The 16,047-nt window shown below is 61.4% G+C and carries 16 protein-coding genes; 9 read left to right on the top strand and 7 right to left on the bottom strand.

The annotated features are described in order from the left end of the window. Positions 1 to 44: 44 nt before the first annotated feature. The 4 genes from AC07RZ_RS08015 to AC07RZ_RS08000 form a co-directional block, all read right to left on the bottom strand. A complete protein-coding gene (locus AC07RZ_RS08015; RefSeq protein WP_494667562.1) occupies positions 45 to 2,438 on the bottom strand; it encodes a TonB-dependent receptor in 2,394 nt (797 codons plus the stop codon). Between the two features lie 88 nt (positions 2,439 to 2,526). Continuing rightward, positions 2,527 to 3,255, bottom strand: coding sequence for a TonB family protein (locus tag AC07RZ_RS08010; protein WP_494667561.1), 729 nt, complete (start codon positions 3,253 to 3,255; stop codon positions 2,527 to 2,529). Beyond that, a complete protein-coding gene (locus tag AC07RZ_RS08005) occupies positions 3,255 to 3,662 on the bottom strand; it encodes an ExbD/TolR family protein (RefSeq protein WP_092395328.1) in 408 nt (135 codons plus the stop codon). The genes AC07RZ_RS08010 and AC07RZ_RS08005 overlap by 1 nt, the downstream gene beginning before the upstream one ends. A 140-nt stretch (positions 3,663 to 3,802) precedes the next feature. Further along, positions 3,803 to 4,372, bottom strand: a complete 570-nt coding sequence (locus tag AC07RZ_RS08000; protein WP_092395325.1) for a hypothetical protein — start codon at positions 4,370 to 4,372, stop codon at positions 3,803 to 3,805. A 135-nt stretch (positions 4,373 to 4,507) separates the two neighbouring features. Here AC07RZ_RS08000 and AC07RZ_RS07995 point away from each other — a divergent pair, with 135 nt between their 5' ends. The 5 genes from AC07RZ_RS07995 (at position 4,508) to AC07RZ_RS07975 (ending at position 8,402) form a co-directional block, all read left to right on the top strand. Further along, the gene (locus AC07RZ_RS07995; protein WP_061542535.1) at positions 4,508 to 4,870 is read left to right on the top strand and encodes a hypothetical protein; all 363 of its coding nucleotides are present in this window, start codon (positions 4,508 to 4,510) and stop codon (positions 4,868 to 4,870) included. A 213-nt stretch (positions 4,871 to 5,083) separates the two neighbouring features. Further along, entirely contained in the window at positions 5,084 to 6,457 is a 1,374-nt protein-coding gene (locus tag AC07RZ_RS07990; RefSeq protein ID WP_494667560.1) for a metallophosphoesterase, read from the top strand. Next, positions 6,457 to 7,689, top strand: a complete 1,233-nt coding sequence (locus AC07RZ_RS07985; RefSeq protein WP_494667559.1) for a cytochrome-c peroxidase — start codon at positions 6,457 to 6,459, stop codon at positions 7,687 to 7,689. The genes AC07RZ_RS07990 and AC07RZ_RS07985 overlap by 1 nt, the downstream gene beginning before the upstream one ends. A 193-nt stretch (positions 7,690 to 7,882) precedes the next feature. Continuing rightward, a complete protein-coding gene (locus AC07RZ_RS07980) occupies positions 7,883 to 8,131 on the top strand; it encodes a type II toxin-antitoxin system Phd/YefM family antitoxin (protein WP_494667707.1) in 249 nt (82 codons plus the stop codon). Continuing rightward, positions 8,121 to 8,402 carry a type II toxin-antitoxin system RelE family toxin gene (locus tag AC07RZ_RS07975; RefSeq protein WP_494667558.1) on the top strand — a complete coding sequence of 94 codons (282 nt, stop codon included), beginning with the start codon at positions 8,121 to 8,123 and terminating at the stop codon, positions 8,400 to 8,402. The genes AC07RZ_RS07980 and AC07RZ_RS07975 overlap by 11 nt, the downstream gene beginning before the upstream one ends. A 23-nt stretch (positions 8,403 to 8,425) precedes the next feature. Here the strand turns inward: AC07RZ_RS07975 and AC07RZ_RS07970 are convergent, their stop codons facing one another. Beyond that, positions 8,426 to 10,057 carry an NAD(P)/FAD-dependent oxidoreductase gene (locus AC07RZ_RS07970; protein WP_494667557.1) on the bottom strand — a complete coding sequence of 544 codons (1,632 nt, stop codon included), beginning with the start codon at positions 10,055 to 10,057 and terminating at the stop codon, positions 8,426 to 8,428. Positions 10,058 to 10,322: 265 nt separating this feature from the next. Between AC07RZ_RS07970 and AC07RZ_RS07965 the strand changes: the two genes are divergently transcribed. Next, positions 10,323 to 10,640, top strand: coding sequence for a YXWGXW repeat-containing protein (locus AC07RZ_RS07965; RefSeq protein ID WP_144738326.1), 318 nt, complete (start codon positions 10,323 to 10,325; stop codon positions 10,638 to 10,640). Positions 10,641 to 10,674: 34 nt separating this feature from the next. Here the strand turns inward: AC07RZ_RS07965 and mnmC1 are convergent, their stop codons facing one another. Together mnmC1 and AC07RZ_RS07955 are read right to left on the bottom strand one after the other, a co-directional pair. Next, positions 10,675 to 12,474 carry an FAD-dependent 5-carboxymethylaminomethyl-2-thiouridine(34) oxidoreductase MnmC1 gene (gene mnmC1 / locus AC07RZ_RS07960; RefSeq protein ID WP_494667556.1) on the bottom strand — a complete coding sequence of 600 codons (1,800 nt, stop codon included), beginning with the start codon at positions 12,472 to 12,474 and terminating at the stop codon, positions 10,675 to 10,677. A 9-nt stretch (positions 12,475 to 12,483) separates the two neighbouring features. Beyond that, entirely contained in the window at positions 12,484 to 13,410 is a 927-nt protein-coding gene (locus tag AC07RZ_RS07955) for a TraB/GumN family protein (RefSeq protein ID WP_186450495.1), read from the bottom strand. Positions 13,411 to 13,443: 33 nt separating this feature from the next. Between AC07RZ_RS07955 and AC07RZ_RS07950 the strand changes: the two genes are divergently transcribed. From AC07RZ_RS07950 to AC07RZ_RS07940, 3 genes are all read left to right on the top strand, one after another. Then, entirely contained in the window at positions 13,444 to 14,142 is a 699-nt protein-coding gene (locus tag AC07RZ_RS07950; protein ID WP_494667555.1) for an HAD-IA family hydrolase, read from the top strand. A gap of 73 nt (positions 14,143 to 14,215) precedes the next feature. Beyond that, positions 14,216 to 14,791 (top strand): nucleoid occlusion factor SlmA, encoded by a 576-nt coding sequence (gene slmA / locus AC07RZ_RS07945; RefSeq protein WP_144738330.1) that lies wholly within the window; start codon positions 14,216 to 14,218, stop codon positions 14,789 to 14,791. 82 nt (positions 14,792 to 14,873) lie between these two features. Further along, the gene (locus tag AC07RZ_RS07940; protein ID WP_144738331.1) at positions 14,874 to 16,046 is read left to right on the top strand and encodes an ABC transporter substrate-binding protein; all 1,173 of its coding nucleotides are present in this window, start codon (positions 14,874 to 14,876) and stop codon (positions 16,044 to 16,046) included. Position 16,047 lies beyond the last annotated feature (1 nt).

Below are 16,047 nucleotides of genomic sequence, written 5' to 3'. Positions count from 1 at the left end.
AGGCCGCCGCCATGGTTTGCTGCACTTGGCTTGCTACAGCTCGATTAAAAATCCGCAACCAGCGTCACGCTGAAAGTGCGTGGGGCGCTGACGTAGAACGACGGCGCCGATGCCGGTGCATTCGGACCGATCGCAACGGCATTGGTGGTGAACTGGCTGCCGCTGCCGGAGTTGAGGTTCAGGTACTGCTTGTCAAAGATATTGCTGAGGTTGAAACGCACGGTCGGTTTCTTCAGCCATGTCGACGAAGGGAAGGTATAGCCGGCGCCGGCGTTGAATACCGTATAGCCGCCCAGGCTGTCGTCGTTGACCAGCGTGGTGTAGCGCTTGCCGGTGTACTTTGCTTGTCCGAACACGTACCAGCTGTCCTGTGCGTATTGCAGGCTCATGCCGCTCAGCCAGTTCGGGGTGTCGGGGAATTCCTTGCCGCCGGTGGGCAGCGCGAAATTGGCGGCAAACGGCATGTCGCTCTTCATCTTGCTCTTGATATAGGACAGCGAACCGTACAAGCTCAGGTTCTTGGTGAGCGAGTAACCCGATTCCAGTTCGAAGCCCTTGGAGGTGGAGTCGCCGACGTTGAAGTCGGTGCGGTTGCCGGTATCGGGGTTGTAGGAAGTGGCTATGCGGTCTTTGTAATCGACATAAAACACGGAACTGGAGAATGTCCATTTGTCGCTGGCGTAACGATAGCCGAGGTCATAGTTCCATGACGTTTCCTTGTCTACCAGCGGGTTGCGCACGGTGCCGCCGGTATAGACGCCGTTGACGAACTTGCCGCCCGAGATCAGGCCGAAATAAGAAAAGTTGCCTGGCGCCTTGAAGTTCTTGGCCGCATTGAAGAATACCGATTGCGCCTGGTCGAGCTGATAACGGACGCCGAGGCTTGGCAGCAGGTCGGAATACGATTTCTGCAGAGTATAGAAGCCGGGTGCGCTCTGGCTCGGGTTGTTGGTGAAGTTGCGGTCGATGCTCGAGTAGCGGGCGCCGAGCTGCAGGTTCAGCTTGTCCTGCATCAGGCTGATGCTGTCTTGCGCAAAAACCGATTTGCCGGTGCTGATGGTGAGCGTGTCGCGGTATTGCACGAAAGAGCCGTCCTGGTTGCGCAGCCAGGCGGAAGGATTGTTTTGCCAGACGTCGGCGGAATTGCCGTTGTTGTCGATAGGCGCAAACGGACCGGTTTGCTGGTGGCGGGCGCGCTCGTACCAGTAGCCGACCATCAGCTTGTGGTTGTCGATCTGCTGGTTGTACTTGAGCGTGACGCCGGGACGGTAAGTGCGGGTGCGGCTGCCTTCGTAGACGAATACGGTGTCCTTGGTGTCGCCGTCGCCGTTGGCGTCGCGCACGCCGCCGCCCAGCAAGGTGCCGGAGTTGCCTTCGCTGAGCGTCTGCAGCTGGTTGCCGCCGGTGCCGAAGCCGTACCACATGTACGGGCTGATATCGACGCTGGATTGCGGCGCCAGCTGGAAGTGGGCGTTCATGGTGGCCAGCCAGTTCTTGAACGGATTCAGGTTGTAGCCGTAATACAGGTCCTTGTTGCCGGTGTTGATGCCGGCGTTCGGGCCGTAGGTCGAATCGTTTTGCGCGCCGGCGCCGCCCGGCTGGTGGATCGGCGCCACGGTGCCGAAATCCAGGTTGCGTCCGTACTGGGCGATCTGCGCCTTGGTCAGGGAACGGTAGTTGTTGTTCAGGGCCGAGTTGTACATGAAGCCGGTATCGACAAAGCTGCCGCCACCGAGGTCCAGCTTGCTGTTGAAGTCGACGTGTTCCTTGTCGGCGCGGCCGGTGCCCTTGAACTTGTCGGCCTGGGTCTTGGAATAGGAGACGAAGAACTTGAAGCGGTCGTTGAACAGCTTGCCGGAATCGAGGCGCACGTAGCCTTTCCACAGGCTGTTGGAGCCGAAGGTGTATTCGGTGCGGAAGCGGCGCTGGTCTTCGGGGGTACACATGGTCATGCCGATATTGCCGCCGGTGGCGCCGACGTGCGGCGCTTCGGTGTCGGTGGAGCCTTGGGTGACGAAGATGTCGCACAGGTTTTCCGCGTCGGTGTATTCCTGCGGATAGACGGCGAAGCTGCCGGAATCGTTGACCGGCGCGCCGTTGATGGTGAAGCCGAGCTGGTCGCTGTTGAAGCCGCGCACCCGGATGTTGCCGCCGAACAGGCCGGTGCCGTCGGTATCGTAGCTGTTCACGCCTGGCAGCAGGTTGATCATCTGGAACGGATTGCTGGTGGTGCTTTGCTTGTCCATGTAATCGCGATTGACCGAGCTGCGCGCTTTCGCCGATTCTTCCTGCTGGATCAGGCCGGTGCTCTGGCCGCCGTTGTCGCCCTGTACCGTGACCTTGCCGACGTCAGACGTTTCGGCAGCGTAGGCCAGCGGACTGGCGGCGATGAACAAGCCGGATATCAGCAGTGACAGCCGGGTGACTTTGAATTGCATGGCATTACTCCCTGTATGTGTTTTTGGTATGTGTAAACTGGATGTTCAAGCTGCTGTTCGTTGTTGCTCGTTGTTGCTCGCTGTTGTTCTATCCCGCTCCCGGGACAAATTCCAGCTCCGCGCTGAACCGGTGTGTCGCTTCCCCGGCCCAGCTGGTTTCGGGAAACGCAGGAAAAGCGGCGCGGTTGATGGTCTTGCGGGCGGCTTCGTCGAGCAGCATGGAGTTCGACGATTCTTCTATGCCTTGCTCCACCAGGCTGCCATCGCGGTTCAGCACGAACCACACTTTCACCTTGCCTTGCGGCCGCTGCTGGCTGGCTTCGCGGCCGGTCGGATAACGCTTGATGCTGTTCAGGTGCGCACGCACCTTGGAGACGTAACCGGCTTCAATGCTGGCGTTGTTCGGCTTGGCCACGGGTGGCGCCGGTTCCGGCGCCGGCGGCGTTACCGGGGCTGGGGCAGCCGGCGCGGCGACTGCCTTGGGCTGAGCCGCCGCTTCTGCGCTGGGACTGTTGCTGACCGGCGCCTGGCTGACGGCCTGCGGCGGCGTCGGCTGCCGGACTGGTTGCGCTACCGGGACTGGCTTGGCCGCTTGCGGCGGCGTCGGGACCTGCGGCGGCGGCGTGACCACGGGCGGCGCCGGCGGCTCCGGTTCGGTCAAGGCGATCTGCACCAGGGAATCGTCAGGATGCGGCTCGATCTTCGCCACTTTCTGGATGCCGGCAAAGACCAGGATCGCCAGCATGAGCATGGCTGGCAGCGTCGCCAGCGCATCGCGAAAGCGAAACAGGAACGGCATGGTCATCATTGCCTGCATCACGGTTTGCGAGTCGCAATGGAGATCGACTCGAAGCCGTTGTGCTTCAGCGTGTCCATCACTTCCACCAGCCGCTGCACTTCGACTCCGCGGTCGCTGTTGACGATGACGTTGAGCTTTTCACCGTTCTTGCGGGCCAGGTTGAGGCGCGCCGGCAGCTCGCCGATCTTGGTGTCGACGCCGTCGACCTGCAGCGCGTCGTTGAGGCCGATCGTGATGACCGCCTTGTTTTGCGGCTTCAGGTCCTGCGAGCTGCTGGCCGTCGGCAGATGTGTTTTCAAGCCGAGCGCGGGAATCACGTTGAGACTGATCAGCACAAAAAACACCAGCAGGAACATCATCACGTCGATCATGGGAATGATTTCGACGCGGGCTTTCCGCTTTTTTGGTTCGTCCCAACTACGCATTGCTGTACCCCGATGGAAGATGTGCGGCGATAGCGCGAAGTCGCTAACCGCTATAATTTCTATAACTGTCGGCAGAATAGCGAGGAATTATTTCGGCAGTATTACAATCGGCGGCGATGTGGCCGCAGCACCACGTACGGTCAGCGCCTTGGCAAGGGAAGGAAGGACAGCAGCATCTTGATCGCATAGACCACGATCAGCGAGCCGGTCAGGTCGCCGATCGACATCACGATCAGGCCCGACCAGAAATGGTAGGAGACGCCGCGCAAGACGAACCACAGCAGCTGCAGCAGCGGATTGGCCAGGCCGTACAGCAGGATGCAGGCGAGCAGGCGGGTGGTGGTCAGGTTGCTCAGCGAAGGCTGCAGGCGCATTTCCTGCAAGGTGAAGCGATAGGCAAGGTAAGGCGCCAGCGCCGAGATGATGCTGTAGCCGACGGTGGTGACCGGATCGCCGGGGAACAGGGCGTAGATGCTGGACGTCAGCAATGAAGCGATGAAGATGCCGAACACGCCCGCTTCGGCAAACAGCAGGGTGCAGATAAGCCGTATTCCTGCGGGCAGGTAAATCCAGGCAATCCCCTGGGCGAATTCGATGTGCTTGAACAGCCAGTCGTTGGCCATGTACACCAGCATGTAGACGACCGCCGTACTGCCGATTGTCAGCAGGTTGAGGCGCAATCTGGCGGCAGGGGATGGGGGAGTGGACATGACGCGCGTATCTTACCGAAGTATCCGCGCAGGCGCAGGAAGATACTTGCGACGCGACTGAAATGACGAGTATGATCGATATGAATTTAACAGCGTTGGCAAACCGTTTAGGCGACAGCAGCTTACAATATGGCCATGGAAAAAAATAACCGACCGGCAGATATCTACGTGCGCTTCTTGCAGCTGGCGAATGCCTTGCGCGGCTTGCCTTCGCTGCCTTCGCTGGATCCCCTGGAAGATCGCATCCTGGCCTTCGTTGCGCGCGCCGGGCAAGCCCGGGAACGCCTGTCGGTGCGCGACATGATGGCGCAAAGCGAACTCGGTTCGCCGGCCATGCTGCACGCGCGGCTGAAATCGATGCGGGAAAAGGGCTGGATCGTCCTCAGCGATACCGACGATACGCGCCGCAAGCAGGTGGAGCTGAGCCAGGCGGCCTGGCTGCATTTCGACAAGCTGTCGAAATGCCTGCTGCAGGCGACGCGGGATGCCAGCAAATAGCTGATTCAATTGCTAGCCTGGGGCAACCGCCCGTCATCAAGAATACGCCTGCGGGCGTATTTTTTTTTGCCTGCCTGATGTAACAAGCGCGTCATATTTTCTTTTTATAATTTTGTCTATTCGACAGCATGACCCTTGGCCTTGGTGGACTATATGGATGCGATAAAGCCGCAGCGCAGTTTTTTTTCGCCGAATGCCAGGCTGGTTTCGGCAATGGGCGCAAGTCTTGCTGTCGCTGCCTGCGGCGGCAGCGACAGTAATGTCGATGCCGGCCTGAAGGCGGCCTGGGTCGTGGTCGGCAGCAACAACCAGGCGATCGTCAGGGTGATTACCACCGACGCCAGCTGTCCTGAAATCCGCGACGGCGCCAGCTATGCAGCGATGGTTTTGCGCGCCGCGCAGGCGACGCCGGCACAGCGCCCGACCGCCAGTGCAGTCGCCGACTCCAAGCCTTCGGCCTTTCCCGTCACCACCTGTGAATACAATGCATCCGCCGACAGCAGCAGTGTCACGGTCGGTTCCCGTTCTTTGCCGCTGCCAAAGAAAACGCCACAGCGCGTGGTGGTGCTAGCCGATACCGGTTGCCGCCTGAAAAAGGCCGATAACGCCTGGCAAGCCTGCAGCGATAACGACGCCTGGCCATTCCCGGAAATCGCCGCCAGCGCCGCCGCCATGAAGCCCGACCTGGTATTGCATGTAGGCGATTACCACTACCGCGAGAACGCCTGCCCTGCAGATATCGCCGGCTGCAAAGACAGTCCATGGGGATACGGCTGGGATGCATGGCAAGCCGATCTGTTCAAGCCGGCTGCGCCGCTGATGGCTGCCGCGCCGTGGATCATGGTGCGCGGCAATCATGAAGAATGCGCCCGTGCCGGGCAGGGCTGGTTTCGCTTCCTGGATACGCAGCCGTTTGACGCCAAGCGCTCCTGCGACGATCCGGCCAATGACGGCCTGGGCAATTTTTCCGATCCGTATGCGGTGGCGGTCGGCGCTGATACGCAAGTGATTGTGTTCGACTCGTCGAAAGCGGGGAGGGCAGCATTGCCCGCCAGCGATCCGCAATTCGTCACGTACCTGCAGCAATTCCAGGCGGTCAACCGGCTGGCGGCGAAAGTCGGCGTCAACAGCATTTTCACCAACCATCATCCCATCCTCGCTTTCGCTCCGCTGGCCGGCGCTGCGCCGGCGGCAGGCAACGCCGCTTTGCAATCGGTAATGAAAAGCCTCAATCCGACCGCTTATTATCCAGCCGGCGTGAAGACGGCGATCCACGGCCACGTCCACGATTTCCAGGCGATCAATTTTTCATCCGGCCATCCGGCCACTTTCGTCTCCGGCAACGGCGGCGACAACCTGGATGTGAATTTCGCCGATCCGTTCCCGGTCGGCATCAGTCCCGCCCCCGGCGCCATCATCGACAAGATCGCCCATACCAGCAGCTTCGGCTTCATGGTGATGGATCGCCAGAGCAACGGCACATGGGCATACAAAGCCTATACGCGCAAAGGGCTGCTGCTTACGACTTGCCTGCAAAACGGAAACAGCATCAATTGCGACAAGACCGGCTATCTGGCGCCCAACTGATGCGTCGTTTGTGGCCGGCATTGCTGTTGGCCTGCCTGCTGCCGCTCAAGTTGCATGCGGCGCCGGCGAACACGCCGCTGTATCCGGAAATGCCGGTGCCGGCGGCAGCGCCTGCCGATCCGCCGCAACTGGTGGCACTCGGCCGCCAACTGTTTTTCGATAGCCGGCTGTCGGAACCGCGCGGCACCAGTTGCGCCAGTTGCCACAATCCGGCGCAGGCGTTTTCCGGCAACCACGGCTCACGGATCGGCGTCGCCCTCGGCAGCCGGCCGTCCAGCCTGGGTACGCGCAACACGCCGTCGGTCTTGTATCTGCGTTACACGCCGCCGCGTTTTTTCTACCAGGATGACGATGCGTTGGCGCCGATTCCGTTCGGCGGTTTCTTTTGGGATGGCCGCGCCAATACATTGGCGGAGCAGGCGCAAGGTCCTCTGTTCAATCCGCTGGAGATGAACAATCGGAATCCCGCCCAGTTCGCGCGCAAGCTGCAGCAAGCGTATGCGCTCGACATGCGGGCTCAGTTCGGCGCTGCCATATTCCAGCGGCCGGCGCAGGCGGCCCGGGCTGCCGGGCGCGCGCTGGAAGCGTTTTTGCGCAGCGACGAAATGACGCCGTTCAGTTCCAGGTACGATGACTACATCCGCGGCCGGGCCAAGCTGGACGCGGCGGAAATGCGCGGCTTGCGCTTGTTTAAAGACCCGGACAAGGGCAATTGCATGTCCTGCCACAAGTTCAACGACAATTCCAGCAACCCGGCGCGCTCGATGTTTACCGATTTTGGCTACGACGCAGTGGCGGCGCCGCGCAACCGACTGATCGACGAGAACCGCAATTCCAGCTTCTACGATGCCGGCCTGTGCAAGACTGCCGCCCAGTTGCAATGGCCGGACAGCAGCCAGTGGTGCGGCTATTTCAAGACACCCAGTTTGCGCAATGTCGCGGTACGCGAAAGTTACATGCACAACGGTGTCTTCACCTCGCTGCGCGACGCTGTCGCCTTCTATGCGACGCGCGCCACCAAGCCGGGCGACTGGTACAAGACCGGCGTCAAGTTCGACGATGTGCCGCCCGCTTACCGGGGCAATGTGAACATCAACTCGGTACCTTACAACCGGCGCGAAGGCAGCAAGCCTGCATTAAGCGACAGCGATGTGGATGACCTGGTGGCTTTCCTGCAGACGCTGACCGAGGCCGCGTATGTCAAGAAGCAGGCTGAATCCGGTAAAAAATAAGGGTTTTTGCGTCGAAGCCGGCAGGGCTGTTTAGTCGCTGCCAAGAGAGTGAAATTCAGCCAAGACTTACGGCATTCACGCAAACTAGCTGCAGAAGCTGGACCATACTACGATCTTCGTCAATCAGATGATCAAGAGTGCTATGAAAGATGCTATTATTGGTGCTATTAATAATGCTTTTAAAAGTATTTCCATGGCACACCTGATTCTTGCTGAAACAACCGCCAGCGTTTCCGAGTTGAAAAAAGACCCTATGGGGACTGTTGCTGCCGGTGAAGGATTTCCTGTGGCGATATTAAACCGGAACCAGCCGGCTTTTTATTGTGTCCCGGCAAAAGCCTATGAAGCGCTGATGAACAAGCTGGAAGACATGGAGCTGAATGCCGTTGCAGACGCTCGCAAAGGGCAAGCTATTGTCAGGGTCAGGCTGGATGAGCTTTGAACTGGCTTTCCTTGAGGATGCATTGAAGGAATGGCGCAAGCTGGATCAAGACATGCGCGAGCAGTTCAAAAAGAAACTGGCGGAACGATTGCTTGCTCCGCATGTTCCGTCCGCGCAGTTATCCGGCTCCAGGAGCCGATATAAAGTCAAGCTGCGCCAGGCTGGCTACCGGCTAGTCTACGAGGTGCGCGACCAGGAGTTGATAGTACTGGTCGTCGCCGTAGGCAAACGCGAGCGTAACGCGGTGTACAAGGCTGCGGAAAGACGATAGGCCGGTGGCCTTCTTGAACCAGCTTAGTTTTTGCTCATCATGCTCAAGGCGACCGCCTCAGCCACCCGGATCCCGTCAATCGCCGCCGACATGATGCCGCCGGCATAACCGGCGCCTTCGCCGGCCGGAAACAATCCCGTCGTATTCAGGCTTTGCAGGCTGTCGTCGTGGCGCTTGATGCGCACCGGCGACGAAGTGCGGGTCTCGACGCCGGTCAGTACTGCGTCGGCCATGGCGAAGCCGCGGATCTGCTTGTCGAATACCGGCAACGCTTCGCGGATAGCTGCAATCGCATAGTCCGGCAAGGCCGTGCCGAGGTCGCCCAGGTGGACGCCGGGTTTGTAGGATGGAATCACCGAACCGAGCGCGGTCGACGGCCGGCCGGCGAGGAAGTCGCCGACCAGCTGGCCGGGCGCATCGTAGGTGCCGCCGCCCAGCTCGAAGGCGCGCGATTCCCATTGCCGCTGGAAGCCAATCCCGGCCAGCGGGTGGCCGGGATAATCGGCCGGCGTGATGCCGACCACGATGCCGCTGTTGGCGTTGCGTTCGTTGCGCGAGTACTGGCTCATGCCGTTGGTCACCACCCGTCCCGGTTCCGAGGTTGCGGCCACCACGGTGCCGCCCGGGCACATGCAGAAACTGTAGACCGCGCGCCCGCGGGCTTGTGCCGATTCACAGTGATGGACCAGCTTGTAGTCGGCGGCGCCAAGGATCGGATGGCCGGCGCTGGGGCCGAAGCGGCATTTGTCGATCAGGGATTGCGGATGTTCGATGCGGAAGCCGAGCGAGAACGGCTTGGCTTCGATATACACGCCGCGGTCGTACAGCATCTGGAAGGTATCGCGGGCGCTGTGGCCGATCGCCAGCACCACGTGGTCGGTGACGATGGTTTCGCCGCTGGCCAGCACGACGGCTTGCACTTGTCCCTGGCCATTGTCCGACTTGATGGCGATGTCTTCCACCTTTTGCTGGAAACGGAATTCGCCGCCCAGCGCCTCGATGGTGGCGCGCATCTGCTCCACCATCTTTACCAGCCGGAAAGTGCCGATGTGCGGCTTGCTGACGTACATGATTTCATCCGGCGCATCGGCCTTGACGAATTCGGTCAGCACCTTGCGGCCATAGTGTTTGGGGTCCTTGATCTGGGTCCACAGCTTGCCGTCGGAAAACGTGCCGGCGCCGCCTTCGCCGAACTGGACGTTGGATTCCGGCTGCAGCTCGCGCTTGCGCCACAGTCCCCAGGTATCCTTGGTGCGCTCGCGCACCGCCTTGCCGCGCTCCAGGATAATCGGATTGAACCCCATCTGCGCCAGGATCAGGCCGGCAAACAGGCCGCAAGGCCCGGTGCCGATCACTACCGGCCGCGATTTCAGCCGGCCCGGCGCCTGCGCTACAAAGCGGTAATTGGTGTCGGGCGTCGGCGCCACGGTGCGATCGCCGGCCAGGCGCTTGAGGACCGCGCCTTCATCCTTGAGCTCGACATCCACGCTGTACGTCAGGATCACCGCGGATTTCTTGCGGGCGTCGTAGCTGCGGCGGAAAATTGTGTAACCGAGCATTTCTTCAGCGGCGATTCCCAGCCGTCCCAGGATAGCCGCGTGCAAGGCGTCGTCAGGGTGGTCCAGGGGGAGTTGTACTTCATTCAATCGCAACATGGGTATTCCGGGAAGTCAGGTGGAGACAGGCCGCCTTGGCGTTCTACGCCGGCGGCGGCTGCCCCGCAATTATTTTTATAAAACGACAATGCCGTACGGCAGGCCGCCATTTTACCTTAGGGAGGGCGCAATGGCAGCCGGCAAGCCATCCGGGCGCTTGCCCGGCCTGTATCTTTTGGAAACACAAAATAACAAGCCGCTACATGGTTATCGCCTATATTTTAATCGTCGTCCGATGGTTTTAAACGAATGGAGGAGGTATCCGATGAAGATCAAATCGATTGTGTGCATCAGCATGCTGGCGCTGGGCGCCGGCCTGATGACGCCGCTGGCGCAGGTCCAGGCCGCAACCTATGTCGGAGTCCAGATCGGACAGCCGCCGCCGCCGCGCTATGAAGTAGTGCCGCCATCGCGTGCCGGTTATGTCTGGGCGCCGGGATACTGGCGCTGGAACGGCCGCCGCCATGTGTGGGTAGGCGGCAGCTGGATGAGAGCGCGGCCGGGCTACCGTTACGTACCGCCACGCTGGGAAAGAGGCCCGCGCGGCGACTGGCGGATGCGGCCGTACCGCTGGGATCGTTAAGCAATATGTAAAGGGCGCCTTGCGGCGCCCTTTTTTATTGGCGCGGGGGAATGCTGCGCCGTTGCCGTTTCAATAGGAAACGCGCCGGATCGAGTGCTGCCGCCAGGTCGGCCTCGATCGGCAGCGGTTCCCCATTCAGCTGCGATGCCAGCAATTCTGCCGCCAGCGGCGCCCATATCAGGCCGCGCGAGGCATAACCCAGCAGGCTGTACAAGCCGGGAAAGCGGGGCAGGTCTTTCAGTTTTGCTTCGCGCACGGTGCTTGCCCCGTTTTTATCCGGCAAGGCGCCGACCAGCGGCAGGCGGTCGCTGGCCACGCAACGAAAGCCGACGCGTCCGGCCAGCGGCGGCTGCCCAGGCCGCCAGCCAGGCAGCAGCTTGGCCAGGCGCGCCAGGTTGTCGTCCTGGCTGTCCTGGCGCAGCGCCGTTTCGCCATCCTCGTCATAAGATGCTCCTATGCTGTAGGTCCCGGCATGAGCCGGTGTCAGGTAGGCCTCACCGCATAGCACCGGCTTGATGACAGGAACCTGTCCGGCGCCGAGGTAGGTAATCTGGCCGCGGATGGCGCTCAAGGGCAAATCTCCGGCTTGCGGAAATTGCAAGGCGTCGCAGGCGTTTGCCAGGACCACTACCGGCGCACCGGCTATTTTTGCACCTTGCCGGTCGCGCACGGTCCAGCCGTCCTGGCTGCGTTCGAGGATGGCGGCATGCTGTCCGAAATGGGTTTGCAGCTGCTTGCCGCAACTGTCCAGCATGGCCTGGCAAAGACTGCGCGGCTGCACCCAGCCGGCGGCCGGGAAAAACCAGGCGCCGCTGCTGACCTGGCAGCCGGCAAGGCGGCTGGCGGCAGCTTGATCCAGCCACTGCGCATAGTCCGCCGGATAGCGCCAGTAGTCCGCCAATTGCTGCTGGTTTTCGGCATGCGCGGCGTCGCGGGCGATCTGCAGGACACCGCAGGCCGCGCCGTCGAATGTGTTGCCGATGCCGCCCAGCTGGCGCCATGCCTGCAAGGCGAACAGATAGGCGCTGCGGCTGAGGCGTGAACCGGGATTGTCGTCGCGCGAGAGCAGCGGCATGAAAATGCCGGCGCTATTGCCTGAAGCTTGTTGCGCCGGCGCCGCGCGGCCCTCGATCAGCGCGACGTTCCAGCCGCGCTGCGCCAGGCGCTGGCAAGCCGCGCTGCCGGCCAGGCCGGCGCCGATGACAATTGCGCGGCGGTCGGCATGGGCCGGCGCTGGCGCGGAACGTGCGGTGAAGCGCGGCGCAAAACGAGCGCGCAGGGCGGGTGTTTCAAGTCCGCTGCCGTTTTCAAACACGAATCCGGCTTGCTGCAGCTGCTTGCGGGCTGCGGGTTCGGCGCCCGGGATGTCCAGGCTGGCGTGTTCGGCAGCTAGCCGGCCCAGCGTGTTCAACGCGGACAGGGGCCACTGCTGCCAGCTGCGTCCGTGCAAGCGGAAGGCATCCACGCTTGCCGTCACTTGGCGCAGGCAGGCGGCGCCGTCGCCGATCATCAGTGTCAGGACCAGTTGTCCATGCTGCAGGAAAATGCGATGGAATCCTGGCACCGCCGGCGGCCATTCAGCGCACAGTTCGGCGTGCAGGGCCTGCCATTCAGGAAATTTTGCCGCGGCTTGCCGCAACTGACCGGGCGTAGCAAGTTGCGGCAGCAGCGCCAGGTAATGCAATTGCCGCGGACGCTGCGGATCGTTGCGCCACGCCTGCCAGGTGGCGAAAAAATGTTCGCCGCCGCCGAATTCGCTGTCCAGCAGCACGAAGCTTTCCCGTTCGCGCCAGTGAAGCGAATGGCCTGCCAGCGGAGTGGCCGGGACCGTCATGGCATTGCGCTAGTAAACCCGGCTTACCGTATAACCGCGTTGCCGCAGTATCGCCAGCACGCTGTTCTTGCCGACCAGGTGCAGCATGCCGATGCCGATGAATGCATGCGGCGTTGCGTTCGCCAGCCTGGTTATGCCGTCGGCCAGGCCGGGGTTGCGTTCGTCCAGCAAAGCGCGCTGCACGAATTTGCCGGTGAAGGTGTCGTCGCTGGTCAGTTCCGCCAGCATGGCGGCCATGCCGTCGACGTCGCCGTCGCGCCAGCGTGTGATCAATTGCGTCGAACGCTGCGCCTTGGCCGGGTCCTGGATTTCGTCGACGCTGTCTTGCAGGAACTGGACCTGCTCGGCCGACGTCAGCTTGCCCAGCAAGGACAGCTGCTGTTCCGCGGTTTCCAGCTCGACCAGGCGTTTTTCCTGTTTTCTTGCATAAGCGGCCAGGGTGACGTCGACGCCGTACTGGGGCAGGTAACCCTGGTGGGTGTATTCGCTGATGCCGAGCATGGTCGCCAGCAGCCATGGTTTCATGCTGGCTACCTGATCCAGCGTCAGGCCGTATTTTTCCAGCAGCGGGCTGAGCTGCTGCAGCAGCCGCGGCGGCAGCTCTTGCGTCAGCGATTTGCCGTTGGCGTAGATGCCGTATTTGGTCATCAGGCCGGCCAGCCCATGGGCATTGCCGGGGTCGATTTCCAGCGCGATGGCCGACGACTGTTGCAACGCTTGCAAGACTACGTCGTCGAAAGGATAAAAATCGGCGCGGCCGACGTGGATGGTGCCGAATACATAAGCGCTGTGGCCGGCGCGCTGTATCTTGAACAAGGCGCCGCCCTGGCGGACGGGCGCCGCCGCTGCTGCCGCGTCCGTAGCGTCGGCCTGGGCGGACAACGCCAGCAGGCTTAGCGGCAACCAGCACAATGTCACTATAATCTTACGAAGCACACCTTCTCCTTGATAAAACGAATGCACGGCACAATGGCAAAGAATACTACAGCGCTCTGGCTGTTTGACCTGGACAATACCCTGCACGACGCCTCGCATGCCATTTTCCCCGCGATCCACGACAACATGAACGCCTTCATGGCGCGCACCCTGGGCAGCGGCGGCGTCGACGCCGATGCCGCCACCGTCAACGCCGCCCGGGAGACATACTGGCGGCGTTATGGCGCGACCTTGCTGGGTTTGGTCAAGCACCATCAGGTACGGCCCGAGGATTTCCTGCGTGAAGCGCACCGTTTTGACGACCTGCTGGGCATGATCCGCGCCGAGCGCGGCCTGATCAGCCTGCTCAAGCGCCTGCCGGGGCGCAAGATCCTGCTGACCAACGCGCCGCTGCGCTATTCGGGCGACGTCTTGCGCCACTTGCGCTTGCAGCGCCATTTCGGCAAGCACATTTCGATCGAATCCATGCATGTGCACCGGCAGCTGCGGCCGAAACCGTCGCGCCACCTGCTGCGTCAGCTGCTGGCGCGGGAAAAGGTCGCGGCGCGCCGCTGCGTTCTGGTGGAAGACACAGTCGGCACGCTGAAAGCCGCCAAATGGGTCGGCATGCGCACGGCCTGGGTCACCCAATACCTGGCGGACCAGTCAAATGTGATAAAGCGCCCCAAATACGTCGATGTCAAAGTAAAATCGGTGCGACAGCTGGCCAGGAATCTGCACCGCTTGCGTTGAAGCGGCTGGCCCTGTGCCGGGCAGGGAGCAGGCACAGTTTTCCTTTACCCCATCACTATTAAAATAAAAAACCATGGCAACTACCAAACCCGGCGAGCGCAAACTCCAGATCCTCCAGACCCTGGCGACCATGCTGGAGCAGCCAAAAGGCGAAAAGATCACCACCGCCGCACTGGCGGCCAAGATAGATGTGTCGGAGGCGGCGCTGTACCGGCACTTCGCCAGCAAGGCGCAGATGTTCGAAGGCCTGATCGACTTCATCGAGACCAGCGTGTTCGGCCTGGTCAACCAGATTACCGAGCAGCAGGAAAAAGGCTTGCACCAGGCGCAGGCGATTGCCTTGATGCTGCTCAATTTCGCCGAGCGCAATCCGGGCATGACCCGGGTCATGATCGGCGATGCGCTGGTCAACGAAGACGAACGCCTGCAGCTGCGCATGAACCAGTTTGTCGACCGCATCGAGCTGGCGCTGAAACAGGCGCTGCGGATCGCCGCTTCGCAAGGGGAATCGAACGAAGCGGAGGCCGCCTTGCGCGCCAATATCCTGACCAGCTTCGTGCTGGGCCGCTGGCAGCGCTTCGCCAAAAGCCGTTTCCAGCACAAGCCCGGAGACGATGCCGCACAGCAGATCGCGCTGATGCTGGTTTAAATTCTTTGCTAACATCTCTCGGCAGAACGATATCAGCGTTGCCGGGAGACGTCGGCGCTAAAACTACAATGGAGCAGTTCAGATGAAAAAAGCATGGTTGGGGACTTCCGTTTCCGCAGCATTGGCAATCACCCTGGCCGCCGGCAGCAGCAGTGCATACGCCCAGATAAAGGTCGGCGTGAGCGTTTCCGCGACCGGCCCGGCCGCCTCGCTGGGCATCCCGGAAAAGAATACTTTCGCCCTGTTGCCGAAGGAAATCGCCGGCCAGAAGGTGCAATACATCGTGCTCGATGACGCCACCGACAGCACCACGGCCGTCAAGAATGCGCGCAAGCTGGTCAGCGAAGAAAAGGTCGACCTGCTGATCGGCTCGACCGCGGTTCCCGGTTCGCTGGCGATGAGCGATGTGGCCGCGGAATCGGGCACGCCGATGATTTCGATGGCGGCTTCGGCTTCCCTGGTCGAGCCGGTCGACGCCAAGCGCCGCTGGATTTTCAAGACGCCGCAAAACGATTCGCACATGGCGACCGCGATCATCGCCCACATGGCCGATGCCGGCGTCAAGAGCGTGGCCTTCATCGGTTTCTCCGATGCCTACGGCGAGGGCTGGTACCGCGAATTCTCCAAGCTGGCCGAACTGCGCAAGATCAGGATTGTGGCCAATGAGCGCTTCGCCCGCAACGACACTTCGGTCACCGGGCAAGTGCTGAAGATGGTCAGCGCCAATCCCGACGCGGTCCTGATCGCCGGCGCCGGCACGCCTGCCGCCTTGCCGCAAAAGACATTGAAGGAGCGCGGTTACAAAGGCAAGATCTACCAGACCCATGGCGTCGCCAACAACGATTTCCTGCGTGTCTGCGGCAAGGATTGCGAAGGCACTTTCCTGCCGGCCGGACCGTTGCTGGTGGCTGAGCAGCTGCCGGACAGCAATCCTGTCAAGAAGTCGGCAATGGCTTACCGTACCGCTTACGAGAAAGCCTACGGCGCCGGCAGCATTTCGACCTTCGGCGGCCACGCTTGGGATGCCGGCATGCTGCTGGGCGCGGCCGCGCCGCAAGCCTTGAAAAAAGGCCAGCCGGGAAGCAAGGAATTCCGCGCCGCGCTGCGCGACGCGATCGAAGACACCAAGAACCTGCCGGTATCGCAAGGCATCGTCAACATGAGCGCTACCGACCACGTCGGCTTCGACCAGCGTTCGCGCGTGATGGTTGAAATCGTTAACGGCAAGTGGAAACTGATAGGCGCCGCGCAGTAAG

This window comes from Collimonas sp. GW821-FHT07E08 (assembly GCF_059418905.1).
The sequence above is the reverse complement of the archived record's forward strand: the minus strand, read 5'-3'. Positions and strand labels throughout refer to the sequence as shown.